The organism is Methanobrevibacter sp. UBA417 (assembly GCF_002508845.1).
GTDB classification, from domain to species: domain Archaea; phylum Methanobacteriota; class Methanobacteria; order Methanobacteriales; family Methanobacteriaceae; genus Methanobrevibacter_A; species Methanobrevibacter_A acididurans.
Genome location: NZ_DAZC01000027.1, coordinates 32,502 through 58,725 on the forward strand (window position 1 = coordinate 32,502; position 26,224 = coordinate 58,725).

The 26,224-nt window shown below is 27.2% G+C and carries 24 protein-coding genes and 4 tRNA genes; 8 read left to right on the top strand and 20 right to left on the bottom strand.

Annotated features, from left to right (window positions below; translation table 11 throughout):
• Positions 1–48 precede the first annotated feature (48 nt).
• The 4 genes from hypB to lonB all read right to left on the bottom strand — a co-directional run bounded on the left by hypB (position 49) and on the right by lonB (position 4,115).
• Positions 49–708, bottom strand: a complete 660-nt coding sequence (gene hypB / locus BP769_RS04715) for a hydrogenase nickel incorporation protein HypB (RefSeq protein ID WP_413825539.1) — start codon at positions 706–708, stop codon at positions 49–51.
• Positions 709–744: 36 nt separating this feature from the next.
• Positions 745–1,125, bottom strand: coding sequence for a hydrogenase maturation nickel metallochaperone HypA (gene hypA / locus BP769_RS04720; protein WP_413825542.1), 381 nt, complete (start codon positions 1,123–1,125; stop codon positions 745–747).
• A 37-nt stretch (positions 1,126–1,162) separates the two neighbouring features.
• Entirely contained in the window at positions 1,163–2,062 is a 900-nt protein-coding gene (locus BP769_RS04725) for a ribose-phosphate diphosphokinase (protein ID WP_413825545.1), read from the bottom strand.
• 172 nt (positions 2,063–2,234) lie between these two features.
• Positions 2,235–4,115: an ATP-dependent protease LonB gene (gene lonB / locus BP769_RS04730; RefSeq protein WP_413825578.1), complete on the bottom strand. Its 1,881-nt coding sequence runs from the start codon at positions 4,113–4,115 to the stop codon at positions 2,235–2,237.
• 446 nt (positions 4,116–4,561) lie between these two features.
• Between lonB and cobQ the strand changes: the two genes are divergently transcribed.
• A complete protein-coding gene (gene cobQ, locus BP769_RS04735; RefSeq protein ID WP_413825547.1) occupies positions 4,562–6,112 on the top strand; it encodes a cobyric acid synthase CobQ in 1,551 nt (516 codons plus the stop codon).
• Between the two features lie 39 nt (positions 6,113–6,151).
• Here cobQ and BP769_RS04740 read toward each other — a convergent pair whose 3' ends face one another.
• The 6 genes from BP769_RS04740 to BP769_RS04765 form a co-directional block, all read right to left on the bottom strand.
• Entirely contained in the window at positions 6,152–6,610 is a 459-nt protein-coding gene (locus tag BP769_RS04740; protein WP_413825550.1) for a GNAT family N-acetyltransferase, read from the bottom strand.
• Between the two features lie 500 nt (positions 6,611–7,110).
• Positions 7,111–8,115, bottom strand: coding sequence for a M48 family metallopeptidase (locus BP769_RS04745; protein WP_413825552.1), 1,005 nt, complete (start codon positions 8,113–8,115; stop codon positions 7,111–7,113).
• A 182-nt stretch (positions 8,116–8,297) separates the two neighbouring features.
• Positions 8,298–9,458 (bottom strand): thiolase domain-containing protein, encoded by a 1,161-nt coding sequence (locus BP769_RS04750; protein WP_413825555.1) that lies wholly within the window; start codon positions 9,456–9,458, stop codon positions 8,298–8,300.
• A gap of 36 nt (positions 9,459–9,494) precedes the next feature.
• Complete coding sequence (locus tag BP769_RS04755; protein ID WP_413825557.1) at positions 9,495–10,535, bottom strand: hydroxymethylglutaryl-CoA synthase; 1,041 nt, start codon at positions 10,533–10,535, stop codon at positions 9,495–9,497.
• Between the two features lie 280 nt (positions 10,536–10,815).
• Positions 10,816–10,889, bottom strand: a tRNA-Gly gene (locus BP769_RS04760).
• A 2-nt stretch (positions 10,890–10,891) separates the two neighbouring features.
• Positions 10,892–10,965 (bottom strand) — tRNA-Gly (locus tag BP769_RS04765).
• 137 nt (positions 10,966–11,102) lie between these two features.
• On the opposite strand from BP769_RS04765, the gene BP769_RS04770 reads away from it, so the two are divergent.
• Positions 11,103–11,864, top strand: coding sequence for a nitroreductase family protein (locus BP769_RS04770; protein WP_413825560.1), 762 nt, complete (start codon positions 11,103–11,105; stop codon positions 11,862–11,864).
• A 35-nt stretch (positions 11,865–11,899) separates the two neighbouring features.
• Here BP769_RS04770 and BP769_RS04775 read toward each other — a convergent pair whose 3' ends face one another.
• Complete coding sequence (locus BP769_RS04775; protein ID WP_413825562.1) at positions 11,900–13,360, bottom strand: sodium-dependent transporter; 1,461 nt, start codon at positions 13,358–13,360, stop codon at positions 11,900–11,902.
• A gap of 126 nt (positions 13,361–13,486) precedes the next feature.
• Here BP769_RS04775 and cbiD point away from each other — a divergent pair, with 126 nt between their 5' ends.
• The 4 genes from cbiD to BP769_RS04795 all read left to right on the top strand — a co-directional run bounded on the left by cbiD (position 13,487) and on the right by BP769_RS04795 (position 18,448).
• Entirely contained in the window at positions 13,487–14,590 is a 1,104-nt protein-coding gene (gene cbiD / locus BP769_RS04780; protein ID WP_413825565.1) for a cobalt-precorrin-5B (C(1))-methyltransferase CbiD, read from the top strand.
• Positions 14,591–14,620: 30 nt separating this feature from the next.
• Positions 14,621–15,718: a glycosyltransferase family 4 protein gene (locus BP769_RS04785; protein ID WP_413825568.1), complete on the top strand. Its 1,098-nt coding sequence runs from the start codon at positions 14,621–14,623 to the stop codon at positions 15,716–15,718.
• A 73-nt stretch (positions 15,719–15,791) separates the two neighbouring features.
• Positions 15,792–16,262, top strand: a complete 471-nt coding sequence (gene moaC / locus BP769_RS04790) for a cyclic pyranopterin monophosphate synthase MoaC (RefSeq protein ID WP_413825570.1) — start codon at positions 15,792–15,794, stop codon at positions 16,260–16,262.
• Positions 16,263–16,378: 116 nt separating this feature from the next.
• Positions 16,379–18,448, top strand: coding sequence for a DEAD/DEAH box helicase (locus tag BP769_RS04795; RefSeq protein ID WP_413825572.1), 2,070 nt, complete (start codon positions 16,379–16,381; stop codon positions 18,446–18,448).
• Between the two features lie 49 nt (positions 18,449–18,497).
• Here the strand turns inward: BP769_RS04795 and BP769_RS04800 are convergent, their stop codons facing one another.
• The 4 genes from BP769_RS04800 to BP769_RS04815 all read right to left on the bottom strand — a co-directional run bounded on the left by BP769_RS04800 (position 18,498) and on the right by BP769_RS04815 (position 20,225).
• A complete protein-coding gene (locus BP769_RS04800) occupies positions 18,498–18,806 on the bottom strand; it encodes a hypothetical protein (RefSeq protein WP_413825575.1) in 309 nt (102 codons plus the stop codon).
• 133 nt (positions 18,807–18,939) lie between these two features.
• Entirely contained in the window at positions 18,940–19,440 is a 501-nt protein-coding gene (locus BP769_RS04805; RefSeq protein ID WP_413825048.1) for a DUF308 domain-containing protein, read from the bottom strand.
• 137 nt (positions 19,441–19,577) lie between these two features.
• On the bottom strand, positions 19,578–19,880 hold the full coding sequence (locus tag BP769_RS04810; protein ID WP_413825051.1) for a DUF2098 domain-containing protein: 303 nt from the start codon (positions 19,878–19,880) through the stop codon (positions 19,578–19,580).
• Positions 19,881–19,916: 36 nt separating this feature from the next.
• Positions 19,917–20,225 (bottom strand): PRC-barrel domain-containing protein, encoded by a 309-nt coding sequence (locus BP769_RS04815; RefSeq protein WP_413825054.1) that lies wholly within the window; start codon positions 20,223–20,225, stop codon positions 19,917–19,919.
• 135 nt (positions 20,226–20,360) lie between these two features.
• Here BP769_RS04815 and BP769_RS04820 point away from each other — a divergent pair, with 135 nt between their 5' ends.
• Together BP769_RS04820 and deoC are read left to right on the top strand one after the other, a co-directional pair.
• On the top strand, positions 20,361–22,031 hold the full coding sequence (locus BP769_RS04820) for a tRNA uridine(34) 5-carboxymethylaminomethyl modification radical SAM/GNAT enzyme Elp3 (protein ID WP_413825056.1): 1,671 nt from the start codon (positions 20,361–20,363) through the stop codon (positions 22,029–22,031).
• A gap of 106 nt (positions 22,032–22,137) precedes the next feature.
• Positions 22,138–22,890, top strand: a complete 753-nt coding sequence (gene deoC / locus BP769_RS04825) for a deoxyribose-phosphate aldolase (protein ID WP_413825058.1) — start codon at positions 22,138–22,140, stop codon at positions 22,888–22,890.
• A gap of 179 nt (positions 22,891–23,069) precedes the next feature.
• Here deoC and BP769_RS04830 read toward each other — a convergent pair.
• From BP769_RS04830 to BP769_RS04850, 5 genes are all read right to left on the bottom strand, one after another.
• Positions 23,070–23,143, bottom strand: a tRNA-Phe gene (locus BP769_RS04830).
• Positions 23,144–23,146: 3 nt separating this feature from the next.
• Positions 23,147–23,218, bottom strand: a tRNA-Val gene (locus BP769_RS04835).
• 322 nt (positions 23,219–23,540) lie between these two features.
• A complete protein-coding gene (locus tag BP769_RS04840) occupies positions 23,541–23,741 on the bottom strand; it encodes a histone family protein (RefSeq protein ID WP_409198691.1) in 201 nt (66 codons plus the stop codon).
• A gap of 465 nt (positions 23,742–24,206) precedes the next feature.
• Positions 24,207–25,484 (bottom strand): tRNA (N(6)-L-threonylcarbamoyladenosine(37)-C(2))-methylthiotransferase, encoded by a 1,278-nt coding sequence (locus BP769_RS04845; RefSeq protein WP_413825060.1) that lies wholly within the window; start codon positions 25,482–25,484, stop codon positions 24,207–24,209.
• Between the two features lie 38 nt (positions 25,485–25,522).
• Complete coding sequence (locus BP769_RS04850) at positions 25,523–26,149, bottom strand: HVO_0476 family zinc finger protein (protein WP_413825063.1); 627 nt, start codon at positions 26,147–26,149, stop codon at positions 25,523–25,525.
• Between the last annotated feature and the right edge of the window lie 75 nt (positions 26,150–26,224).

Consider the following 26,224-nt stretch of genomic DNA (forward strand, 5'->3'; position numbering starts at 1 on the left):
CCTAATTACTTAAATAATATTAATAAATTTAGAATAACAGAAAATTTCTTATAAATTTTCAGGTTTTTGTTCTTTAATAGCTTCAATTATATCATCTAGTCCTTTACCTTCTTTTAAACTAGAAGTTATAATTTTAACATTGGGATTTAATCCTTTAGCATCAGCAACCATTTTATTAGTATCCGCACCAACTGCTTCTGCTAAATCTATTTTATTAATAATAATTAAATCAGCACTTTGGAAAATAAGTGGATGTTTTTCAACAGTATCATCACCTTCAGTAACACTTACTACAACAACTCTCATATGAGAACCTAATGCAAAGTCAACAGGACAAATTAAGTTTCCAACGTTTTCTATAAATAAACAATCAATTTTATCTAAAGGCATATCTTCTAAAGAGTGTTCTACAAGATGTGCATCTAAATGACATTCTTTACCAGTGTTTAAACCTACAACTGGAACATCATGAGATTTAATTCTTTCAGCATCGAATTTACTAATTACATCCCCAGCAACTACTCCAATATTTTCATCAACATTTTCTATGATATCTTCAATTAAAGAAGTTTTACCTGAACCGATAGCACCTACGAAATCAACACAATAAATATTATTATCTTCTAATAACTTTTTATTTCTTTCAGCTATAGCTTCATTAGCTTTCATAATATTTTTTTCTACTTCAACACTTGCTACTTTATGCATTTTATATCCTCCTAAAAAAATTTTTAAATAATTAATTTATTCATCTTCATCAGGTTTTTCAATTACAATATTTTTCACTATTATATCTTTACCATTTAAAATTAGTATTCGTGGAGTCTCACATTTAGGACATTTAATAATAGGAGCATAATGATCTAAACCATCAAGGGATACAATCCCTTTATAATCACATTCTTGACATTCTATTTCAACAGGGATTTCATTAATAACAAAATCAGCATCTTCAGCTATAGTATTCTCCTTCAAAACATCTAATAAAAAACTGATTTGTTCCGGATTAATCATAGCTAATCGGCCAACTTCAATTATAACTTTAGTAACTTCAGTAGCATCATTAGATTCTGCAGTATCCATTACAGTAGTGAAAATTCCTTGAGCCATTGATAATTCATGCATTTTAATTAATTCCTTTTAATATTTTTATAAATAATTTTTATTTTATTGCATCTGCAATAACTTTAGCTACTGTTATACAACTGACATCAGATTTCAATGTATCTGTACCTGCAAGATTCTTTGCACCTGCAGCATAAATTTTTATAACTGCATCGTTGACTAATGTTGGGTGAACACAACAAACATTAACAGACTTTGCACCATATTCTTGTAAAATATTCACTGCATTAACAATAGTGCCTCCAGTAGCAATAATATCATCAATAATAACAGCTTCTTTATTTTTAACAGCATTAATTCCTACTTTAGAATTAGTTTCAGTAGAATCTTCAACATCAACTATTCGAGTTTCAACTTTATCTGGACCTAATCGAACTTTGCTCATGTAAGTACAATTACAATTTAAAATTTTTGCAATTTCTTCAGCAAAACCTAAAGCCCCTTTATCAGGAGCAATAATAATTGGGTCTTCTGTAATAGTGTTAATATAATCAGCAATAGGAGGCATAGCAGATAAATTCAATGTAGGAATATTGAAAAATTCTCTCACACTATCTTCATGAAGATTAATGCTTATAAATTCATCAGCCCCAGAATCTTCAATTAATTCTGCAACAAATTGTGCAGAAATCGCTTCACCTGGTTTAAATCTTAATTCCTGCCTACCATAACCTAAATATGGAACAACAACTTTAATTTTTTTCGCATTTAAACTTTTTAAATTTTTTATTAAAAATAATAATTCTATTAAATGTTCGTCTTGAGGAAATCCTGTAGATTGGATAACTGTAACTTCTTCGCCTTCTACATCTTCTTTAAATCTGAGATATCTTTCCCCATCGGGAAATTTTTTAGTTTCTATTGGACATATAATGTCCCCTAATTCTTCAGCTACTTTAGCAGCTAAACTTTGTGATGCTGAACCACCAATTATCAATTTATCACCATGAAAAATAATATTATTTAATATATAACTATAATATATTTTAATCTTCATATTATAATAAGGTTTTTAATAATAATTAAATTAAAATAAAAAAATTGAGATAAAATAAAAATAAAAAATAGAAAAGATAGTTATAAAGAAAAAATTATAACTAAATATTTAATTAATGTGCATTTGGAGTTTTAATAGTACTTTCTGGTATGTTTTCAGCTACATGATTTCCAAGTTTTTTAATATGATTAATTAAATTATCTTTCTTATTACCATTAATTAAAATGTGTTCAAGAACATCACTAAGAGTACTCATTGGAATAATTTTAATCATTTTTTCATACTTAGATTCTATCATAACATCTTTCATATTACTTTTTGGAATTAAAACAGTTTTTATTCCAGCTTCTGCAGCAGCTTCAATTTTACCTGTTGCTCCACCAATAGGCATTACATCTCCACGGACATTTAAAGAACCTGTTAATGCAACAGTTTGATCAAGTGGTATATCTTCGATTGCACTTATTACAGCTGCAGCTATAGATACACTAGCACTGTCCCCTTCAACACCATCATATGTTTGAATAAATTGAACATGAATATCATAATCAGAGGTATCTTTATCTGTATATTTTTTAACTAATGCACTTACATTTTGTACAGATTCTTTAGCTATTTCTCCAAGTTTTCCTGTTGCTATAATTTTCCCTTCATTTTTACTTTGTGCTGGTGCAGCTTCAGCAGCAATTGGTGATACTATACCTGATCTATCACCGATAATTGCTAAACCATTAACCATACCGACTTTTCCACCTTTAGGGTTAAACATACTGTATTCTTTTCTTTGAACAATAGACATATCAGCCATTTGTTGTTCTAAAGTTCTAGAATATTTTTTAGCAGTGATTACATGATCAGCTGTTACAAATGGTGCTGATTGTTCAATTGCAACATCTCCAGCAGCTCTTACTAATCCACCTAAATCTCTAAGTTTAAGTGTTAATGAATCTTTTTTACCAGACCTACGTTTTGCTTCTAATATTATTTCATCAAGTGCATCTGGTTTGAATTGAGGGATTCTTCCATCGTTTTTAATTTCTTGTGCTACAAATTGCACTAATTTTTTACGATTTTCTAAAGTATCTTCCATTGAATCTTTCATGAAAACTTCATAACCATATCCTCTTATTCTTGAACGCATTGCTGGGTGCATTCCTTCTAATACTTTAATATTACCAGAAGCAACTAAAACAAAATCACATGGAACAGATTGAGATCTTACCATAGCCCCACTACTGTTTTCACTTTGTCCTGTGATAGAATATTTTTTTTCTTGCATTGCAGATAATAATTCTTGTTGAGTTTTAGTAGACATTGTTCCAATTTCATCAATGTATAAAACACCTTTATTAGCTTTATGAATCATACCCGCTTCTACACGTTCATGTGCAGGTGTTCCTAACCCTCCAGATTGGTATGGATCGTGTCTTACATCACCAAGTAATGCTCCTGCATGTGATCCAGTTCCATCCATAAATGGTGCAAATCTTCTATCTCCATTATTAACTAATAATTTTGGAGATAATGTTGTGTTTTTTGGTTTAATTTGCATTGCAATAAATATAATTAATAGTACAGCTATTATTGCTTCAAATATTTTTTGGTAGTATAAACCTAAAGCAAATATAGCAGCTACTGCAAACATTACTAACATCATTTTCTTTTCTTCATAAACTTTTGCATTAGATTTGTTTGCTTTTACGATTTTTTTACCTTCACCTGCAGGTACTGGTCTAATGATTGGATTATTAGGGTCTTCTGCATTAGGATATACTAAAATATCTTGTAATACTTCAGGTGGTAATAATTCAGCCATTCCTTTTGCAAGCATTGATTTTCCTACACCAGGATCTCCGATAAGGAGAACGTTTCTTCTTTGTTTTGCTGCTTTTTTAATAGTTTCTACTGATTCTTCATGCCCAATTACTTGGTCTATTAAAAGTGGCGGTACATTTATGTCACCAGTATTGCCTATATTCTCATAGTCAAGCATAGGTTTATTTGTAGAAGGAACAAATTTTTCTTCTTCAGATTGTTCTTTTTCTGCTTCTACTTTTTCATCAACAAAATCAGTTGTTGATTTTTCTTCAAATTTCATGGTAAACCTCTGTTTTTTCGAGTTTTAATCTGTTTTACATTTAATGTTTTTAATAAATTTTTGTTACTTAAAGTTTCTATTTATTAATTACATTTAAATGTATATAAACATATTGAATTTAATTAATTTTTGTAAGTTTAATATTTTGGTACTGTTAATAAAAATGATTAATTAAAAATATTAATTAAGTTTTTAACAATATTTATTTAACTATTTTATATCATATAAATTTTGTTCCAAACATTAATAAAAAAATCAAAACAAATTAAATTAATAAAAATTAACTTTAATAAATATAAAAAATAAAAAAATAACTAAAATTATAAAAGGAAAAAAATATTATGACAAAATGTATCATGATTCAAGGTACCTCATCAAATGCAGGAAAAAGTGTAGTAACAGCAGCACTATGTAGAATATATGCAAATAGAGGATACAAAGTAGCACCTTTCAAATCACAGAATATGTCATTGAACTCATTCACAACATATGAAAATAAAGAAATGGGAATCGCACAAGTTTTGCAAGCAAATGCTGCAAAAATAGAACCAAGTGTTCATATGAACCCCATATTATTAAAACCTAAAGGGGAATTCACATCACAGGTAATAATTCAGGGAAAAGCAATAGGAGATATGAATTTTTATGACTACCAACACAATTGCAGAGAATATGCATTGAAAGCAATTAACGAATCATTAAATATTTTAAAAGAAAAAAATGACATTATAATAATAGAAGGAGCAGGATCTCCAGCTGAAATAAATATGCGTAAAGAAGATATAGCAAATATGGAAATAGCCCATATTGCTGATGCTAATGTCATTTTAGTAGCAGATATAGATAGAGGAGGAGTTTTTGCATCAATAGCTGGAACATTCCAATTATTAGATGACCATGATAGATCAAGATTAAAAGCTGTAATAATAAATAAATTTAGTGGAAACTTAAACATATTACAACCAGGAATAGAAAAAATAGAAAAAATCATAAATGCTCCTATATTAGGAGTATTACCTTATGATCATAGTTTAAAGTTACCTGAAGAAGATTCTGCAAGTTTATATGAACATAAATTTAAATCAAATAAACCTATAACTATAGGTGTAATAAAACTTCCAAAAATAGCTAACTTCACAGATATAGATCCATTTGAATTTGAAGAAGATGTTGGATTAAAATTAATAGATCTTAATGAAGAAATTGGAAATGTGGATGCTTTAATAATTCCAGGTACAAGAAACACAATTTTGGATACAATTGAATTAAAAAATAGTGGAAAAGCAGATGAAATCATAAAATTAAGTGAAAGAATACCAATCATTGGCATTTGTGGAGGATATCAAATGCTTGGGAATAATATTTATGATGAATTCAATAAAGAATCTCAAAAAGGAACAATAAAAGGTTTGGGATTGTTAAATATAGATAGCCAATTTGAAAGAAAGGAAAAAGTAGTAAAACAAAGCGAAGCAATTCTTGCAAATGAAATCATTGAAAATTATGGAAACAATAAAAAGGATAATATTGGAAAAATTTTTAATAAAATAGGTGGTGAAAAAATAACTGGTTATGAATTACATGAAGGTACAACAATACTAAATGGATCATTGCCATTATTAAAAATTAAAAAAGGCATAGGTAACAATGAAAACAGTACATTTGATGGTGCAGTAGAAAAAAATGTTATTGGAACATATTTCCATGGAATATTCCATAATTACAATTTTAGAAGAGAATTTTTAAATTATATTAGAAAACAAAAGGGGATTCCTATTAATAATGGATTAGATCCTTATGAAACAAATAAAGATTTAAATATTGAAAAATTAGCTAAAATTGTTGAAGAAAATGTTGACATGAATTATATTGATAAATTATTATTTGAATAAAAAAAAATTTGTATTTACAATACAAATGAGTTATGAAACTTAATCAGTTGATAATTTTTCAAAGTATACAGCACGAACATTAGGTTTTATAAATTCTGCTTTAAACTCTTTATATCCATTATTTCTGAAAAAATCTAAATTATGTGAAATAATATCTGAAGAAAAAAATTCATAACGTTTACTAGGTAATAATTTTTCAGCAGCATCTAATAATTTTGATCCTATCCCATTTCCAGTTAAATTAGGATCAACTATTAATCTTTCTATAAAAACAGTATCTTCTTTTTTAAATGCTCTAACAGAACCTACAATATGACCTAAATCATCAATAGCTTTTAAAATAACTCCATTAAAGAATGCTTCTTCAATTTCTTCTTCAGTTTCTTTTAATGGATCAAGTTCGTAGTCATCTAAAATTTCAGCCTCTTTTTGATATGCCAAATATTGCAATTCAAGTATTGATCTCAAATCTGAAATTGTAGCTTCTAATATTAACATGAAAAACTATTAATTTTTCATATAAATAAAGTTTATCCTTTTTTTGTTTCAAATAAATAAAACATTGAAGAAGTAACAAATGTATTTAATCTGAAATTAACTTTGAATCGAAAATATTAAATGGAAATAATAAACATTCCGAAATTAGGAGTATTATAAACAAAAGTATTTAATTATTAAATAAAATAACTAATATAATATTAAAATACAATAGTTTTTAAATTAGATAATGAAAAATCAAGAATACACCAAATAAATGAATAATTATAATAGTAAAAGGTTTAAAGGAACTAATCAAGGATAATTTAAAAAAAAATAGTGAAAATATAAAATTAAATTAAAAAATATAAAAAATTATTATTTAAAAATTGAAAATAAGGTTTTAATTAATATAAATTATTGAATGAATAATTAAAAAGAAGTTTTTTGTTAGAATTTTTTTACAATAAAATTGGGAAAAGTAATTATTAAAAATTAATATCTATAATTTTTTATGAAAATTATTTTAAAGAGTATCCACAATTAGAACAAAATAGATCTTCATTATTTATTATTGTGCCACAATTAGGACACTTTAATAATTCATTAAGTTCATGGCCACAATTTGTACAAAAATGGGCATCAATATCTACAGAATGGCCGCAATTTTGGCAATAAACTTGATTATCAATTTTATTTAATGTGTTTTTTGAATTAGATTCCTCCATTATTTTAGGTGCATAATTTTGTTGATTAATTGAAGTATTTTTTGAATTAATAAACTCTTTTGAATTTGAGGAATCTGCTAATATAGGAGTGTTATAAAAGTCTTTTTGGTTGTCAATTTCAAAAATAATTTCTTTCATTGCATCAATTCTTTTTTGATCTGAGGGATGTGTTGAGAAAAAATCATGTGCATTAGAATTTTGTTTACTCATATCTTGCCAAAATGAGGGAATGTTTTTAATGTTATAACCTGCTAAATAAATAATCATCATGCCTAATTTATCTGCTTCTAACTCTTGTGATCTTCCAAAAGGTTTCATTAATAAATATTCAGAACCTATATCTGCCACATTAACTGCAGCTCTTGTAATATCACCTAATCCTCCTAATCCTGCAAAATCAAGAGCTAAACTTCCAACTCTTGTTACAGTAGTTAATGTGTTTTTAGCTTTATAATTACTTGCTTGGGTTCTAGAGTGGTCCAATAAAGCATGAGCCATTTCATGACCTAAAATAAAAGCTATTTTTTCTTCATTATTTGCAATTGAAAGTATTCCTGAGTACACAACTATTTTACCTCCAGGCATACAAAAAGCATTAACTGTATTATTTGAAACTAAATGAAATTCCCAATCGTAATAATTTTCAATATAATCTATCCTTCCAATTTTTAATAAATAATCATTAACAGCATAAATTAATTTACTGGAGACATTAAATATTAATTGAGCTTGTGGAGAATCATCTAATAATTGACTTTGATTAATAATATTATAATATTGTGTATAAACTTGGTTCAAAAATTTATCATCATTTACAATATCAAAATGATTTTTCCCTGTGAAAGGATTAATATTACTTCTTTGATTCTTTTTTATCTTAATAACCCCCTTTTATTATTAAAATAATGTTTTAAAAAAATTAAGTAAAAAAAGTTATTTTTTTTTATAAAAAAATAATAAAAAATTAATTTTATATAATTTTAATTTTTATCTCGAGAAAGAATATGGACTGTTGCAGTACCTCCAGTACCACCTACATTATGAGTCATACCAATTTCAGCACCATCAACTTGACGTTTACCGGCATCTCCTCTTAATTGCCAGGAAATTTCACAAGCTTGAGCAATACCTGTTGCCCCAAGAGGATGTCCTCTTGCTTTAAGCCCTCCTGAAGGATTTATTGGGAAGTCTCCATCAATTCTAGTTTGGCCATCCTCAATAACTTTTCCACCATTTCCTTTTTCTGTAAATCCTAAATCTTCTACTGCTAATAATCCATTAATTGAAAAACAATCATGAACTTCTGTAACATCAATATCTTTAACAGTGACTCCAGCCATATCATAAGCTTTTTTAGCTGCTACTTTAGTAGCATCTAATGTTGTCATGTCTCTTCTATCATGTAATGCAATACTATCAGAAGATTGTGCGGATGCTTTAACATATATTGGAGTATCTGTATATTTATGTGCATCTTCTGCAGGACATAAAACTACAGCTGCTGCTCCATCTGAAACTGGAGAACAATCTAATAATGTTAAAGGATCAGCTACTTTAGAAGAGTTTAAAACTTTTTCTGTAGAAATTTCAAACGGAAATTGAGCATATGGATTATATTGTGCATTGTGGTGATTAATAACACTCACTTCTGCTAATTGTTCTCTAGTAGTTCCATATTCATACATATGTCTTCTAGCAATCATCGCATATAATGATGGAAATGTAGCTCCTTGTTGAGCTTCCCATTCTTGATCTGATGCAGTTGCAATTGCAGGGGTTGCATCTACAACATCAGTCATTTTTTCAACACCTGCACTAATAACTATATCTTCATAACCTGATGCTACTGTAATGATTCCTTGTCTTAAAGCTAAACTTCCTGATGCACATGCAGCTTCAACACGAGTACATGGTACTGGATTCAAACCCATATGGTCAGAAATAAGTGAAGCTATATGTTCTTGATCAACAAATAAACCTGATGACATATTTCCAACATACATTGCGCCAATATCATCACCAGAAATACCTGAATCTTTAATAGCTCCAAGTCCTGCTTCAGCTATTAATTCTCTAAATGAAGTATCCCATAATTCTCCGAATTTTGTTTGGGCTACTCCTATAATTGCAACATCTCTCATAAAATATCACCTTAAATCTTTTTTCTCCCTTTAATATTATGCCATTCGAATTTTTCCTTTATATTTAGCATAAACCGCATAATCAACATAATGTTTATCATCAATATAATCTTGAGTTTTTGGAGCTAATTCTTGGATTTCTTTTAATCTATCATTTACTGTTAATGTGAATCCATCACTACCTGCACCAGATCCATAAGATATTATAAATATTTTATCTCCTGGTTCTGCTTTATCCAATACATTTGATAATGCTAATGGAACGGCTCCAGAGTAAGTGTTTCCAATATTTGGAGTTAATAAACCATATTTATATTGTTCAGGTGTAAATCCTAATTTTCTAGCAGCTCTAATATAAAATTTTCCATTAGGTTGGTGGAAAATTGCATAATCATAATCTTCAGGTTTTGAATCTGTTTTTTCAAATAAACCTTTTGCAGCTCCAAATACGTGTTTATAATATGCAGGGTCTCCAGTAAATCTTCCACCATGGGATGGATAAGGTTGACCTTCTCTTCTATAAAAGTCCGGAGTATCTGTAGTGAAACTATATGTAGTTTCTATATCAGCTATTGTATTTTTTTTACCTATGATGTAAGCAGCTCCACCTGCAGATGCTGTATATTCTAATGCATCACCAGGTGCTCCTTGAGATGTATCAGCACCTATTGCTAATCCATAATCAATCATACCAGAATCAACTTCACCCATTACAGCTTGCATACCTGCTGTTCCGGCTTTACATGCAAATTCTAAATCTGCAGCAGTTAATTCAGGAGTTGCTCCTATAGCTTCAGCCACTATAGTTGCAGTTGGTTTAACTGCATAAGGATGAGATTCAGACCCAACATATACTGCGCCTAAATTTTGTGGATCAATTTCAGCTCTTTGTAATGCATTTCTTGCTGCAGTTACTGCAATTGTTGCAGTATCTTCATCTGATGCAGGAACTGATTTTTCATTAACAACTAACCCATTTGATATAGATTCTGGATCGTCTCCCCATACTTTTGCAATTTCTTCTACTTTGATTCTATATGAAGGTACATAAGCTCCATATCCAACAATTCCAGCCATAAAATCACAACCATTTATATTTTTTTATTTAAAAATCTTTTTATCAACACAATTTTAAAATTTTTTTTAAAATAGTAATTCTTTAATTTTAAAATTTTTATTAATTAATTTATATTAATAATAGTTTAAAATTTTTATATATAAATAATTTTTGTTTTTTACAAAATAAGAATTTAAAGTTTATTAAATCTAAAAAATAATGTATTTTAAGGTTTAAAAAATTAGATAAAAAATATATCAATTAATATTTTAATAAAATATTAATTTTAAAAATAGTAAATGCAGCCGCCGGGATTCGAACCCGGGTTGTAGGCTTGGAAGGCCCAAGTAATAACCAGACTATACCACGGCTGCAATGCGGCGTCCGGGATTTGAACCCGGGTCTCTAACGTGGCAGGCTAGAGTCTTAACCAGGCTGGACTAACACCGCTAAATTACATACAACAATAAAGTGTTGGTTTTCATCATATATAAATCTTATGGAAAAATTTTCAATTCTTTTATATATGTATAAAAATAAGTTAAAATATTGAAATTTATTTCATAAAAAGTAGGAAGAAAAAATTTATGTTAAATGATAATTTATATGATTCCATATTTTATAGAAAATCTATTCGGAATTATGATATGAATTCTGATTTAAATATTGAAGAAATAAAAGAAATTTTAGAAAATGCAGAAAGATTAAATAAAACACCTGTTGAATTCAAAATTATAACAAGTGATTACTTAAATACTATTTATATGAAACCTGCTCCTTATTATATTGCAGCATTCTCTGAAAATTCAAATTCCGGTTTGAATAATATAGGTTTCATACTTGAACAATTAGATCTTTACTTTTCAAAAAATAATATAGGAGCTTGTTGGGAAGGTATTCCACGTGCAAAGAATAAATTAAAAAATTTAAGTGAACTTAAATATGGAATTGTTCTTGCATTCGGAAAAACAGAAGAAAAAATACATAGAAAAGATAAAAAAGAGTTTATAAGAAAACCTTTAAATGAAATAAGTAATTTTAACCATATTGAAGATAATGATTTAACAATGAGAATAATCGAAAGCTTACAATATGCCCCTTCAGCAAGTAATACTCAACCATGGTATGTTTATTTTAATAATAATTCTATAGATTATTATTGTAAAAAACCTTCATTTATTGATAAAAGAATAGGTATGAATAACTTTAATCAAATCGATGCAGGCATAGGATTATTATGTTTATGTTTAGGGATAAAAAATGAAAATAAAGAATATACAATTAATTTTGATGATTTAAAGAATAAATTAGATGATTACTCCCAAATATGTACAATAAACATTGAATAAAAAAATTAAAATTTAAAATTAAGTAATGAATTTTTTTAATGCTCGGGTAATATTGTCAAAATAATTGGAACAATAATTATTATCAATGCAAGAATTAGTTGTATTATTATATAATTAATGTTTCCTGAGGCAAATAAATTATATAAACCAGTAATCCACACTATAAATAAAATTATAGGTATAACATACTTTATAATATTTTTCCAAAATTTACCAATATTTAATTTAGAATTATTATTTAAAACATTTAATAAATCATCAATTTTATAATACCAACCAAATATTATACATTGACAAATTATTCCAAATAAAATTCCAAATTGATTTAAAAAACTATCACAAATTTCTAGTAAATAACTACCAGATCCAGTAGCAAATATTAAAGATATTCCAAAACCAATTAAACAGAGTAATGCAGAAGAATTTTTTCTACTTATATTAAATTTTCGATTTATTGCTAAAGAGAGTGGTTCTAAAAAGGATATAGTAGTTGTAATTCCTGCAAAAAATATACATAAAAAGAACAGAGGCCCTATTATATATGCATAATTACCCATTATATTTAATACAGTAGGGAATACGACAAATATTAAACCAACTCCCTGTGTAATAATCTGATTAAATGGTATTCCCTGTGAAAAAGACATAAAACCTATAATAGAAAATATTCCAAATGCAGTAAAAACTTCAAAACTACAATTAGATGCCACTACAATAAAACCATTTTTAATTAAATCTGAACCTTCAGGTAAATAACTAGTATAAGATGTAATTACTGCCATTCCTAAACTTAAAGAGAATAAAATTTGACCAAAAGCAGCAAGCCATACGGATGGTGACAGTAACATATTCCATTGAGGTTTAAGCAAGTTAGAATAACCAATATTAGAACCTGGAAGAGTTAATGAATATATCACAATTATAGCCATCATGATGACAAGTAAAGGTATTAACAACTTAGTAACTCTACCAATTCCAGAATTTAAATCAGTACGAGAAATTATCCAAATTAAAAACCAAATAAAAACTAAAGTAATAACAACAGGCCATACAATATAATTCAATCCAAGAAAACCATTTTGACTATGTAACAATGAACTTGTTAAAAAAGCAGAAGGATTAGAACCCCAACCTTTAAAAAAGCTTAGAATTATATAAATTAAATCCCAACCAATAATACACACATAATAACACAAAATCAAAAAAGATATTAAAGCAACAAACCAACCAATCACTTCAAATTTAGGTTTAATTTTTTTTAATATTTCAGATAAAGATGTTTTAAATTTGAATCCTACACTATACTCTAAGAATAAGAAAGGTAATCCTAAAATAAAAATAGCACATAAGTAAGGAATTAAAAATGTCCCCCCACCGTTACTATAAGCTACATAGGGATATCTCCAAATATTCCCTAAACCAATAGCAGCACCAATCATTGCCATTAAGAAAGAAAAATTATTATCCCACACAGGCACTTTTTTATCATTTGACATGTCCAAATTTTCCCAAATAAATTATAAAATTAATAAATATATTTTCTACTTTTTTTAATAAATAATTTATCATATGAAAAATAATAAATATATAATTAAAATAATAAAATAAAAGATTTTTTTACCATGATTCAAAAAGAAGCCAAAATAAAAACTGGAGTAACTACCGGAAGTTTAGCTACAGCTACAGCACTAGCTAGTTTACAAAAGGTTCTAAATCAAAAACTTAATATTAAAAATGTAGATATTATAACTCCAATTAAAACATTAAACATTATAATTAAATCTTGTAAGTTACTTTCCAAGAATAAAGCTGAAAGTTCAAGTGTGAAATATCCATATAATGATCCAGATGTCACTGTAGGATTGGATATTGTGAGTACTGTAGAATTATATGATAAAACAGATCAATTTGAGGAAAATATTCAAATTTATGGAGGCAAAGGAGTTGGAATAATTACTAAACCTGGTTTGCAAATCCCAGTAGGAGAAGCTGCAATAAATCCCATACCTCAAAAAATGATTAAGGAAAATTTAGAAAAAATTTTACCATCAAATAAAGTTGCAAAAGTTATAATAAGCATACCTAAAGGAGAAGAAATTTCTAGTAAAACTATGAATCCACGTCTTGGAATCGTTAATGGCATAAGTATTCTTGGAACTACAGGTATTGCAAGATCCATGGATAATACTGCTTATAAAAATTCTATTGTAACTCAAATTGATGTAGCTATTGCAGAAAAAGTGGAAAATTTAGTATTTGTTCCAGGTAATATTGGTGAAAAACTAGCATTAAAAGATTTAAATATTAGAAAAGAGGAGATTATTCAAACAGGAAATTTTATTGGATTTATGTTTGAAGAAGCTAAAAAAAGAGGAATTAATAGTTTTACATTATTTGGACATATTGGTAAGCTTGTTAAACTAGCCGGTGGTATATTTAACACTAAACATGCCGTAGCTGATGGTAGATGTGAAATATTTGCTGCACATACTGCATTAGTTGGATGTGAAAAAGAAGTTATTGTTAAAATTTTTGAGGCAAAAACTACTGAGGAAATTATAAATATTCTAAAAAAAGAAAAATTAGATACAAGAGTTTTAAATAGTATTGTATATGCTATTAAAAGAAAATGTTTAAATAGATTTGATTTAGAATTAAATGTTATCATTGTAGATATGGAAGGAAATATTTTAAACACAAATTATGATAATAAATTAATTAAATAAGTATAAAATTTTTTATGAGATGATTAATAAATGAAAATAGCAATGGTTGGTCAATTTCCTCCCCATATTGGGGGAGTAGGAGTCCATATTCATACATTATCTAAAGAATTAGTTAAACAAGGCCATGAAGTCTATGTAATAACTTATCCCCATAAAGATATTAAAGATATTGATGGAATACATGTAATTGGGACAAAAGGAATAAATATTCCAGGCCTTAGAGGATTATTATTTGGTATTAATGCTCAAAAAAGTTTAAATAAATTAGTTCATGAAAAAGATATTGATATTATTCATGGCCATTATCTTTTCCCTGCAGGTTATGCTGCAACTAAAGTAGGTAAAAAAAATAATATTACAACTTATGTTACTGCTCATGGGTCAGATATGTTTGAATTATATGCAAAACATTTTTATATTCGCCCTATAATTAAAAGAGTTTTAAAAAATGCTAATCATATTTTAGCAGTTAGCCAAGCACTTAAAAAAGAAATTCTTAAAACAAATATTAAAGGATTAGAAAATAAATTAAGTATTAATTGGAATTCTGTAGATATTGAACGTTTCAAACCTAATACTAAGTATAATTTTAAAGATGAATTAAAAAATAATTATAATGTAAATACTGATAAACCTATAATTTTATTTGTAGGGAATATAATTAAAAGGAAAAATGTTAAAACACTTATTGAAGCTAAAAATAAATTAAATAATGATTCAACATTAGTCATTGTAGGTAGTGGGCCTTTATTAAATAGTTTAAAAGATTATGTGAAAAAAGAAGGTATAACTGATGTGATTTTTTTAGGTGCTCGTGGAGATATAGAAAAAATTATTCCTAGTTGTGATATGTTAGTTTTACCTTCTTATAGTGAAAGTTTTGGTTTAGTTCTTATTGAGGCTTTAGCATGCGGTAAACCTATAATTGGTAGTAATGTAGGTGGAATTCGTGAAATCATTACGGATGACGTAGGTTTGCTTATTAATCCTAATAATAGTGATGATTTAAGTGAAAAAATTGATTTACTTTTAAATGATAAAAATTTATATAATAAATTTGCTTCTAATGCAAGAAACAGATCTTTTGATTTTTCAAAAGTTGAAATTCCATACAAAGAATTAAATTAAATATTTATACTTTATTTATAAATTTTAAAGAAATATAATAATAATTTTTATTTTGTTATAATAGGTAATTAAAATGAAAGAAAAAGAATTTACTCATCTTACTAAAGATGGGATTCATATGGTTGAAGTTGGAGATAAACCATTACAAAGAAGAATGGCTATAGCTACTGGTAAAATTCATCTTCAAAAAAGTACAATTAAAATGATTGAAAATGCTGAAATTAAAAAGGGTAATGTATTAACAACTGCTCAAGTTGCAGGTATAAATGCTATTAAAAATACTTCTAATTTAATACCTTTATGTCATCCGTTAAGTATCAGTGGCATTGAAATAAATTTTAATATTGAAGATAGTGAGATTAGTACTACTGTTAGTGTTAAAACTACAGGGCAAACTGGTGTTGAAATGGAGGCTATAACTGGTGTTAGTGTGGTTTTACTCACAATTTGGGATATGGTTAAAGCTGTAGAAAAAGATGAAAATGGTCAGTACCCTAATACTAAAATTAGTGATATCTGTGTATTAAAAAAGGAAAAAATTTAATAAAAAATATATTTTAATACTTTTCACATGCTAAGGAAAAAAGAAAATATATAATCCTATAATATACTAAATTTAGAAAAAACATTTATTAAAATTTTATTTTTGGAGAGAAATTAATGGAAAATATTCCAGAAAACATTAAAGAAATACTTGAAGATTGTTATCCTTATATTAAAGAATTTAATCCTGCACAAAAAGCAGTTATTGAATCTGGATATTTGGATGATAAAGAAAATACGATTATAGCTATTCCCACAGCTAGTGGTAAAACTGTTTTAGGAGTTATGGCTGCATTAAAAACCATATTAAATGGAGGCAAAGCAGTTTATGCTGCTCCATTAATTTCTATACAAAATGAAAAAATTAAAGAATTTAAAAAATTTGAAAAACATGGTATTACAATTGGTAGAAGTCCTAGAAGTTCAGATTTATCTGTAATGGTTTTTGAATCATTTGATGCTTTAACTCGTTTTTCTTGGAACACACTTCGAGAAGTGGATACAATTATTATTGATGAATTCCATATGATAGGGGAATTTTCAAGAGGTCCGACTTTAGAATGTGCAATCACTAGAGCTAAAAAAATTAATCCAAATCTTCGTATTATTGCATTATCTGCAACTTTAGAGAATATGGATGAAATTGAAGGATGGTTAAATGCAAAAGTAATTGAACATGATTATCGTCCTGTACCATTAAATAAAGAGGTATTAAATACTGAAATGTTTAATACTAAAAATAAGAATGATGTCATAGTTAAAATAATAGAAAAATCATTAGAAGAAAATTCACAAGCATTAAGTTTTGTTTCAACTAGAAGATTTACTGAAAGTTTAGCTACTTATGTGTCTGGGAAAATGAAGAAAAAAATTTCTAAAACTCAGAAAGCAAAATTCAAGAAAGTAGCTGATGAATTATTAGATGTTCCTAAAAAGAAAGGATCTAAACCTACAAGTACTTGTGTTCGTTTAGCTGAAGCTGCAGAAAATGGGGCTGTATTTCATCATGCAGGTTTATTTAATGAGCAAAAAGAGATTATTGAAGATGAATTTAGAGCTGGAAATATTTTAATGATTGCAGCAACACCTAGTTTAATGTATGGTGTGAATTTACCAAGTAAATATGTTGCAATAAGAGATTATACTCGTTGGACATCTAGAGGGCCGCAAAATATTCCTGTATTTGATTACTTGCAAATGTCAGGTAGAGCAGGTAGACCTCAATATGATACTGTTGGATACTCATATTTAATTGCTAAATCAATGGATGAAGCTATGGATTTAGAGGAAAGATATGTTCATGGATTAGTAGAACATACTAACTCTAAATTAATCGAAAATAAAGATGCTGTGCTTAAACAAATAATTTCCCAAGTTGCATCAAATTTATCTAAAACACCCGACGAGTTACAGGAATTTTTTGAAATGACTTTTTATGGATTTCAAATGAAAAATAATCCTAGTATGAGTCTTTTTGCTTCAGATAGTTTACAATTTGAGATACAATCTTCTTTAGAGTTCCTATTACAAAATGGTATTTTAATGGCTACTCCTAATGGTTTAAAAGCCACTGATTTTGGTAATTTAATTGCTAAGTCTAATTATGCTGTTGAAACTGCTGTTAAAATTAAGGAATATGCTTCTCATATTGAAGAATTTAATTCTTATGAACTTATTTATGCATTATCAGAAACTCCAGATTTACCATTGATTTCTTTTAAAGGTAGAAAAAGTAAAGATCCTGTACGTGAAAAATTATCTAGTTTAGGATTATTTGCTGTTGATATTGGTAATCCTGAAGCAACTTGTGTAAGTTTAGTTGAATGGATTAATGAAAAAAATGAATTTCAAATTGAAAATGCTTATCATGTTTATAGTGCAAGTACTCGACGTTCTGCGTATGAAGCTAGTATGCTTGTTCGTTTTACAAAAAACACTTTAGAAGTTTTAGGAAAATATAATTTTAGCAAAGATTTAGATATTTTATCTGCAAGATTGTATTATGGTATCAAAGAGGATCTTATTCCTTTAGTTTTAGGTGTTAAAAGATTAGGTAGAAAACGTGCTAGAAGCTTAGTTGATATATTCGGTGAAGATTTAAGATTTGTTAGTGAAAAAGAATTACAAAAAGTTGAGGGTATTGGCCCTACTTTAGCTAAAAAAATTCATGAATTTAGTGAATTATAAAGAAATAAAATAGTTTTTAGAAAATTTTTTTCTAAAAACTTTATTTAATTTAATCTATTTTTTGATTTTGTTGATAGTTGTATGGTATGTAATGGTCCATAGGATAATCTTGTGGGTAATTATAAACTGTGTTACAATAAGTTTTAGTTGTGTTTATATCTGCCCCATTCTGATTGGAACAGTTAATGTCTAAAAATTGTCCTGAATTTAAACAATGATCATTACATTGACAAGATCCCATTATTGCACCGTTATCTGGTGATTTTGCAATTGATACATCTTGTGCAGATGCTGGAGAAATTATGAGTAATCCTATTGCTGCAATAAATACCAACAAAATTAATATTTTACTTTTCATTTTATTTTAACTCCTAAAGATTTTTTTGGATAAAATCTTTATATTATAATATATTTTTTAAAATATATATAATTTGTTATTATGCGAACAGATCTATTTTTTAAAAAAAAAAGGATAAAACTTAAAAAATGTTTTATCCTATAAATTCATCTCCATTTAAGTAAATAGCAATACCATCAACGATTAATGCTACTCCTAAAATAATAGCTACATAAAGTGGACTTGCCATGGAGAATACACCTAAAATTATTGTAATAATCCCTAAAATTAACATTACAATTGCAGAACCCTTAGTAATAGGATGGACTCTAGCAAATAAACTTAAAATACCAGCGATTATTAACATTATTCCAATAATATAGAAGTATAATCCAATTAGATCACCAAATAAATTTAAATTACCTATTAAAATAATTCCAAAAATAAATCCGATAATCCCTAAAATTATATATGTCGCAGATATTCCTTTAGAAAAACCCCATAAGTCAGCTCCTCCAATAATGAAGTATAAACCTAAAATAAGTAAACTAAAACCTGCTAAAAATGACATTAACATAGTACTTACATATGGGAAAACCATTACAAGAATACCTAATATAACTGCAATAATTCCTACAATTTGTCTATTTTGCATAATATTTTCACCTCACAAATTTAAAATATTTATAAACATTTTATATTATGTAAGGTTTAAAAGATAAATATTATTATTTAAGTCTAAAAAAATTTTAAAAAAAGTAGTAAAAAAATTATTAAAATTTGAATAAAAAATTAACCTGCTCCACAAGCATCAACATCCATAGCATTAGCTACAGCGTCTTCTTTAACATTATTCTTCAAATCTTTAACTTTTTCTACTCTATTTTTATCATCATGAGCATATTTTTTAATATCATCTTTATTAATTACTTCTATAGTGTCTAAAGAGTACCATAAAGAATTTTCATTAAATTTTGCCCAAGTGGAATTATTTTCTGTTTTTATATCAGAAACTTGACCTACTGTCCCTGTTCCACCATAACGTGCATAAGAACCAATAGAAACAGTTTCTCCACGTATGTCACATGCTTCCATTTTTTCAAACACTCCTATTTAATAAAAGATTTAATCTTAATCTAAGTTTACTTTTTCAGTTTCTTGTTCTGATTCTTTTTGAGATTCAGTTTCAGATTCTGGATCTACTTCGACAGTTGGGTTTTCTTTAGTTACTGTAGTATCTAATAAAACATAATCTCCAACGCTCTTAATTTCAGCATAATCAAATAATAATTCATCATTAGATAATATATTCTTTTTTAATGTAACTGCAATTTGATTAATTTTTCCAGTTTCTGAATCAAAATCTAAATCACTGATTTTTCCTATTTCTTTAGCATTAACATCTAAAGCAAGCATTCCTAAAAGTTTTTTTACTCTCATTTTTTTAACCTCATATTTTATTAATATATAAAACAATTATTTAATATTATAGATATAAAAATTATAGTATGAAAAAATATATAAATCTAACTGATTTATTAATTAATTTTTATAAATTTTTGGAGAATAAATTATATGGAAGAAGCTTGTCGAATAATTATTGAGGACATAAAAAATGGGAAAATTAAAACTCGACGTGATTTAGAAGTTGAAAAAAGACAACTTTGCAGAGATTTAAAACTAAACAAATTCATGAGTAATGCAGATATCCTTGAAACAGCAACAATAGAAGAAAAAGGAAGTATTAGTGGTTTATTAAGAAAAAAACCTTCTAGAACTCTTTCAGGAGTTGCTGTTGTAGCTGTAATGTGTCATCCTCATGAATGTCCGCATGGAAGATGTTTTTACTGTCCAAAAAGTGATATTGCCCCACCAAGTTACACAGGTGAAGAACCAGCTGCGCTTAGAGGTAGAATGTATGAGTATCATCCATATATCCAAACATTTAATCGAATCAAACAATTATATAGTATAGGACATCCAGTAGACAAAATTGAACTAATTATAATGGGTGGAACATTTCCATCTACAGATTTATCTTATCAAACTTGGTTTGTCTCTCAATGTTTAAAAGCAATGGTAGATTTTGGTATTGTGCTTAAAAATATTGAAAAGGGTATGAAATTAAAAGATATTACAAAAGATATTATTAAAGAAGATCCTTTATATTCTAATAATATTTTAAAGACTTTTGCTCCTACTGATTATGTTATTTTAGAAGATGTTCAAAAAGCTAATGAAATTTCAAAGGTTCGTTGTGTTGGGATGACTTTTGAAACTAGACCGGATTGGTGTAAAAAAGAACATGTAGATCGAATGTTAAATATGGGTGCTACTAGAGTTGAAATTGGAGTTCAAACAATACATGATGAAATTTATAAAAAAATGAAACGAGGACATAGTGTAAAAGATTCAATTGAAGCTAATCGTGTTTTAAGAGATTCTGGTTTAAAAGTTGCCATGCATTTAATGCCTGGTTTGTTCCAAAGACAAAAAGAAGATCTTGAAATGTTTAAAACGGTTTTTACAAATGATTCTTACAAACCTGATATGTTAAAAATTTATCCTTGCCTTGTAACTAAAGGTAGTGAATTGTATGATCTTTGGAAAGATGGTGGTTATGAACCTTATACTGATGAAGAAGCTGTTGAATTAATTGTTGAAATTAAGAAGATTCTTCCAAAATGGGTTCGTACTATGCGTATTCAAAGAGATATTCCTTCTACGCTTATTGAAGCAGGTGTTAAAAAATCTAATTTAGGAGAGTTAGTTTATAATAGATTAGATGAGGAAGGTATTAATTGTAAATGTATTCGTTGCAGAGAAATTGGTCATAAAGATAAAAATTATGATTTTGAAGATTTTAGATTGTTTGAAGAAAGTTATACTGCTGTTGAGGGTGAAGAAACATTTTTATCATTTGAAGATAATAATGAAGAAAGTTTAGCTGGTTTCTTACGTTTACGTATGCCTTCTAATAAGGTTCATCGTAGTGAGATTGGTGAAGATAGTGCACTTTTAAGAGAACTTCATGTTTATGGGAACATGTTAAAAATTGGAGAGAAAGCTAATAAAATTGGACAACATAATGGTTTTGGTGAGCGTTTAATTAAGCGTGCAGAAGAGTTATGTATTGATAAAGGAAAAAATGAACTTATTGTTACAAGTGGTATAGGTGCTAGAAACTATTATCGGAAATTTGGTTATGAACCTAAAGGTCCTTACATGGCAAAAAAATTAATTTAATATTTATGATTTAAAGAAAATATTTATATAATATACAAATAAATATGTTAGTGTAGTTACTAACAATAAGTAATATAAAAAACATTAGAAAAAAGAAAGTGAAAAAATGGAAAACAACCTATTACGATTAAAAACTGAAGATGAAATAGCTAAATACATTGATTATGCATTTTTAGACAATACTGCATCTATAAAAGGAATAGATGAATTCATAGAAACAGCAAAAAAATATGGATTTTATGCAGTTGTAGTAGGACCAACATATATAAAATATGTATCCGAAAAACTAAAAAACGAAAATATAAAAATTGTTAGTGTAATTGACTTCCCATTAGGATTTGGAACAACAACATCTAAAGTAACTGAAGCAAAACAAGCAATAATAAATGGTGCAGATGAAATAGATATGGTAACAAATATTCCTGCTCTAAAAAATAAAGATTACAAACTAATTCAAGAGGATATAAATGCTGTTAAAGAAGCTATTGGGGACCATATATTAAAAGTAATAATAGAATTAACATTAATCGATGAAACTGAAATAAAAGAAATATCAAAAACAATCGAAAAAACTAATGCAGATTTTATTAAAACAAATACCGGATTTAGTGGAGCATGTAAATTTAACGAATTAGTAACCTACTTAACAATAATAAGAAAATATGCCCCATCAAAACAAATTAAAGCATCAGGTGGAATAAATAATTTCAAAACACTAAACAGAGTAATAGCTGCAGGAGCAGATAGAATAGGTACTTCTTCAGGACCAAAAATTATTGATCAATTAAAATTATCAAGTTCTAATACTGAAAAAAATGCCCCTGGAATATTTGATAAAAAACCAAAATATAAAAATTAAATACTATTTCTCTTTTTAACTATTTTTAAATAAAAAAGCTATTTGATAAAAAACCAAAATATAAAAATTAAATACTATTTCTCTTTTTAACTATTTTTAAATAAAAAAGCAATAATTAAAATTTAAAAAAAATAACTTATATAATTAAGTTATTAATAAAAAAATTAGATAATAAAGAATGCCATAGGCCGGACTTGAACCAGCGACATCCAGATCTTCAGTCTGGCGTTCTCCCACTCTGAACTACTATGGCACATGGACCGAACGAGATTTGAACTCGTGATCACCTCCACGTCAAGGAGGTATCATACCCCTAGACCACCGGTCCCTACTTACTAAACTATATTCAAAGTCATATATAAAAGTTTCTATTTAAAAAATTTTTTACAAAAATTTTGAATAAAATTTATTAACATAAGCATGGAAACCAGTTAAGGTTAATACACACTTCGCTTTAGTGTGTATGAAAAATATAAACAATAAACATGAATATTGAATATCAATAAAATCATGCCTTTTCTTAAATCATTAATAAATAATAAATATTTAACTAATAAAATAAATTTACAGCAAATATTCTGATATAATTAATTGAATAAAAAAAATAATTGGCCAAAACTGGCCAATAGTTTTAAAACATGTCACAAAACTTATTTGATAGCTAATTTGATATCTTCAGCTTTGACAGTTTTTCTACCAGCGTGGCGTGCGAAATTAACAGCTTTTTGAGCTATTGCATCACCTTGTTCTTCTAATGCTTCAGCTAATGCGATTTTTGCATCATCAGAAATTCTTTGTGCGCCAGCGTTTTTTAATATACGGCCTACAGGTGCGATTGGTAATTCACTCATATTTTCACCTCCAATTGAATGTTGTTTTACTTAGTATATAAAGGTATTGTTTTTTTAAGAACTGTTAACCCACTATATAGATGAAATAAACATGAAAATATATTAATTCTATAATGATTATTAAACAGTAGAATATCAATAAAATCAACAAATTTTTAGTAATTAATATCAAATTAAGAACCTAAAAACACCTGAAAAACAAACAAACAAAAACGATTAAAAAGCTATTAAAAGATAAAAAAAGAATAAAAACAATTCAAAAATAAAAAATATAGTATCAAACGAATTTAATAAATTAAAAATCTATAAAGATTAATTTAAAAAAAAATTAAAATAATATTAGATATTAAAAAAGAAATATGATAAAAAATTTTTAAAAAAAAGTAAAACAAAAAGCTAAAAATCATTTAAGCTAATAATTTTAATTAAAGTTAAAAATTAAATAATTTAAAATGTATAAAAAAATTATTCAATTAATCTTCCAAGCAGATAAGTACCGGTCACATCGTAAATATGAACATTAACAAAAGATCCTAATTTTACATCTTCAACAACAACTGGAATATAAGAATTGGTCTTTGCAATAAAACCTCCTTTACGTCCTTTTTCAACAACTAATACTTCAACATCAGATCCTAAAAATTCTTTATTTTCCATTTCAGTGATCTCATATTTAATATTAGTCAAATATTTAGAACGTCTATGCATTATATCAGATGGAATCTCTTTAAGATTAGAAGAAATAGCCCCTAATCTATGATGATATTTACTTATATGAATAATACTAAATTTTAAATCTTTAACTAAATCCACAGTTTCTTTGAAGTCCTCTTCAGTTTCTGTAGGATATCCTACAATAATATCAGTAGCAAGGGTTAATTCAGGAATTTGATCTCTAAACTTTTCAACAATATATTTATATTCATTCACAGTATGATTACGATTCATTTCATTTAATACTTTATTACTACCTGATTGAATTGGTAAATGAAGGAATTTATAAACTTTTTCTAATTTAAAAGATTCAATGAGATCATCAATTTCATCACCTATATTTTTAGGATTCATCATACCTATACGAACCCTAAAATTACCATCTAAAGAAGCGACTGCTCGTATTAAATCTGAAAATTTCTCACCAGTATCTTTACCATAAGCTGAAGTATCTTGAGCTGTTAACTCTATTTCCACACAACCGTTTTTAATTGCTTGTTTAGCTTCATTAACAATATCTTTAATTGGATAACTATTTAATGGACCTCTAGCTAATCGAGTACAACAATAAGTGCATGCACCTAAACATCCTTCACATATTTGTATTACATGAATATAAGGATTTTCCGATAATTTAGGAACACCCACTTTAGAATCTTTTGATAAACCATAAGCACGACTTACTTCACCATCATAGGCCTTTTTAACAATAGGGACTGTTTTATTTAATTGATGGGGTCCAATCCATGAACAGTTAGGACCTATATCGTTTAATTTTTTTGGATCTACCTCAACCATACATCCACTAATAATAATTTTTTTATTAGGGAACTTTGTTTGATAATTTTTTATTTTGTTAATTACTTTACTTTCTGTAGGTAATTTCACATAACAAGTATTGATTATAATGACATCTGCTTTTTCAGCGGAGTTTACAATATCAATATTACCTTCTATCAAATTTCCTGCCATAATTTGAGAATCAGCTTGATTAAATGTACATCCATAAGTTTCAATATATACTTTCATTAAGATTCAAACCTCTAAAAAAAGTTTTAAAAATATTTTTATTCTAATGCTTTTTTACTTACAATACTCTCTGTTAAATCATAATCATAACGTTTTAAATTAACTGGCCGACCATAAACACGTTTAATAACTCTTGCCTTAGCAAATCCTTTACTAGTCTTACGATCTTCAGTTTTAATCATATAAACATTTATAATATAATTGTCAATTTTAAATACATCATCAACACTAATTTTAAAGTCACGTACAGTTTCAACTTTAAATGATGCTACTTTACCATGTAAATCAACACTAATTCCAAATCTTGCAGGAATCTCTTTTGAATTCGCCCAAATAGTTTTAACATCCCGAGCTTTAACATGACTTTCTCTTCTTTGAGTAGTTTCTAAAGAAGTAATTTCAACTTTTCCAAAATTTGTTTGTAAATAATCTCCTACATTTAATTCTTGATCAGGGAATAATTCCACTGAAGTTTTAAAAGAATCTTCATGTTCACTTATAACTAACCTATAAGTTTGAGGTTTTTCTTCTATGATTGATTCATTGTATACTTGACCACAATTTTCACATTTTAATAATAATTCACGTCGAGAATTTTTTTTAGAGTTAATTTTTTTAGTTTTTAGTATTGTAGCGGTTTTAGAACCACAAATTGGACACTCCATAATTGGCACCTCCTATTAAATTTTTTTATTATTTATTAATTAATCAATTTATATTCAATTATATTAAAAAAAGAA

Bases quoted from the DNA above. Each gene is read 5' to 3' on its own strand.
- hypB (WP_413825539.1), bottom strand. From the start codon at position 708: ATGCATAAAGTAGCAAGTGTTGAAGTAGAAAAAAATATTATGAAAGCT.
- hypA (WP_413825542.1), bottom strand. From the start codon at position 1,125: ATGCATGAATTATCAATGGCTCAAGGAATTTTCACTACTGTAATGGAT.
- lonB (WP_413825578.1), bottom strand. From the start codon at position 4,115: ATGCTTGACTATGAGAATATAGGCAATACTGGTGACATAAATGTACCG.
- cobQ (WP_413825547.1), top strand. From the start codon at position 4,562: ATGACAAAATGTATCATGATTCAAGGTACCTCATCAAATGCAGGAAAA.
- BP769_RS04740 (WP_413825550.1), bottom strand. From the start codon at position 6,610: ATGTTAATATTAGAAGCTACAATTTCAGATTTGAGATCAATACTTGAA.
- BP769_RS04750 (WP_413825555.1), bottom strand. From the start codon at position 9,458: ATGAGAGATGTTGCAATTATAGGAGTAGCCCAAACAAAATTCGGAGAA.
- BP769_RS04755 (WP_413825557.1), bottom strand. From the start codon at position 10,535: ATGGCTGGAATTGTTGGATATGGAGCTTATGTACCTTCATATAGAATC.
- BP769_RS04770 (WP_413825560.1), top strand. From the start codon at position 11,103: ATGTTAAATGATAATTTATATGATTCCATATTTTATAGAAAATCTATT.
- BP769_RS04775 (WP_413825562.1), bottom strand. From the start codon at position 13,360: ATGTCAAATGATAAAAAAGTGCCTGTGTGGGATAATAATTTTTCTTTC.
- cbiD (WP_413825565.1), top strand. From the start codon at position 13,487: ATGATTCAAAAAGAAGCCAAAATAAAAACTGGAGTAACTACCGGAAGT.
- BP769_RS04785 (WP_413825568.1), top strand. From the start codon at position 14,621: ATGAAAATAGCAATGGTTGGTCAATTTCCTCCCCATATTGGGGGAGTA.
- moaC (WP_413825570.1), top strand. From the start codon at position 15,792: ATGAAAGAAAAAGAATTTACTCATCTTACTAAAGATGGGATTCATATG.
- BP769_RS04795 (WP_413825572.1), top strand. From the start codon at position 16,379: ATGGAAAATATTCCAGAAAACATTAAAGAAATACTTGAAGATTGTTAT.
- BP769_RS04800 (WP_413825575.1), bottom strand. From the start codon at position 18,806: ATGAAAAGTAAAATATTAATTTTGTTGGTATTTATTGCAGCAATAGGA.
- BP769_RS04805 (WP_413825048.1), bottom strand. From the start codon at position 19,440: ATGCAAAATAGACAAATTGTAGGAATTATTGCAGTTATATTAGGTATT.
- BP769_RS04810 (WP_413825051.1), bottom strand. From the start codon at position 19,880: ATGGAAGCATGTGACATACGTGGAGAAACTGTTTCTATTGGTTCTTAT.
- BP769_RS04815 (WP_413825054.1), bottom strand. From the start codon at position 20,225: ATGAGAGTAAAAAAACTTTTAGGAATGCTTGCTTTAGATGTTAATGCT.
- BP769_RS04820 (WP_413825056.1), top strand. From the start codon at position 20,361: ATGGAAGAAGCTTGTCGAATAATTATTGAGGACATAAAAAATGGGAAA.
- deoC (WP_413825058.1), top strand. From the start codon at position 22,138: ATGGAAAACAACCTATTACGATTAAAAACTGAAGATGAAATAGCTAAA.
- BP769_RS04840 (WP_409198691.1), bottom strand. From the start codon at position 23,741: ATGAGTGAATTACCAATCGCACCTGTAGGCCGTATATTAAAAAACGCT.
- BP769_RS04845 (WP_413825060.1), bottom strand. From the start codon at position 25,484: ATGAAAGTATATATTGAAACTTATGGATGTACATTTAATCAAGCTGAT.
- BP769_RS04850 (WP_413825063.1), bottom strand. From the start codon at position 26,149: ATGGAGTGTCCAATTTGTGGTTCTAAAACCGCTACAATACTAAAAACT.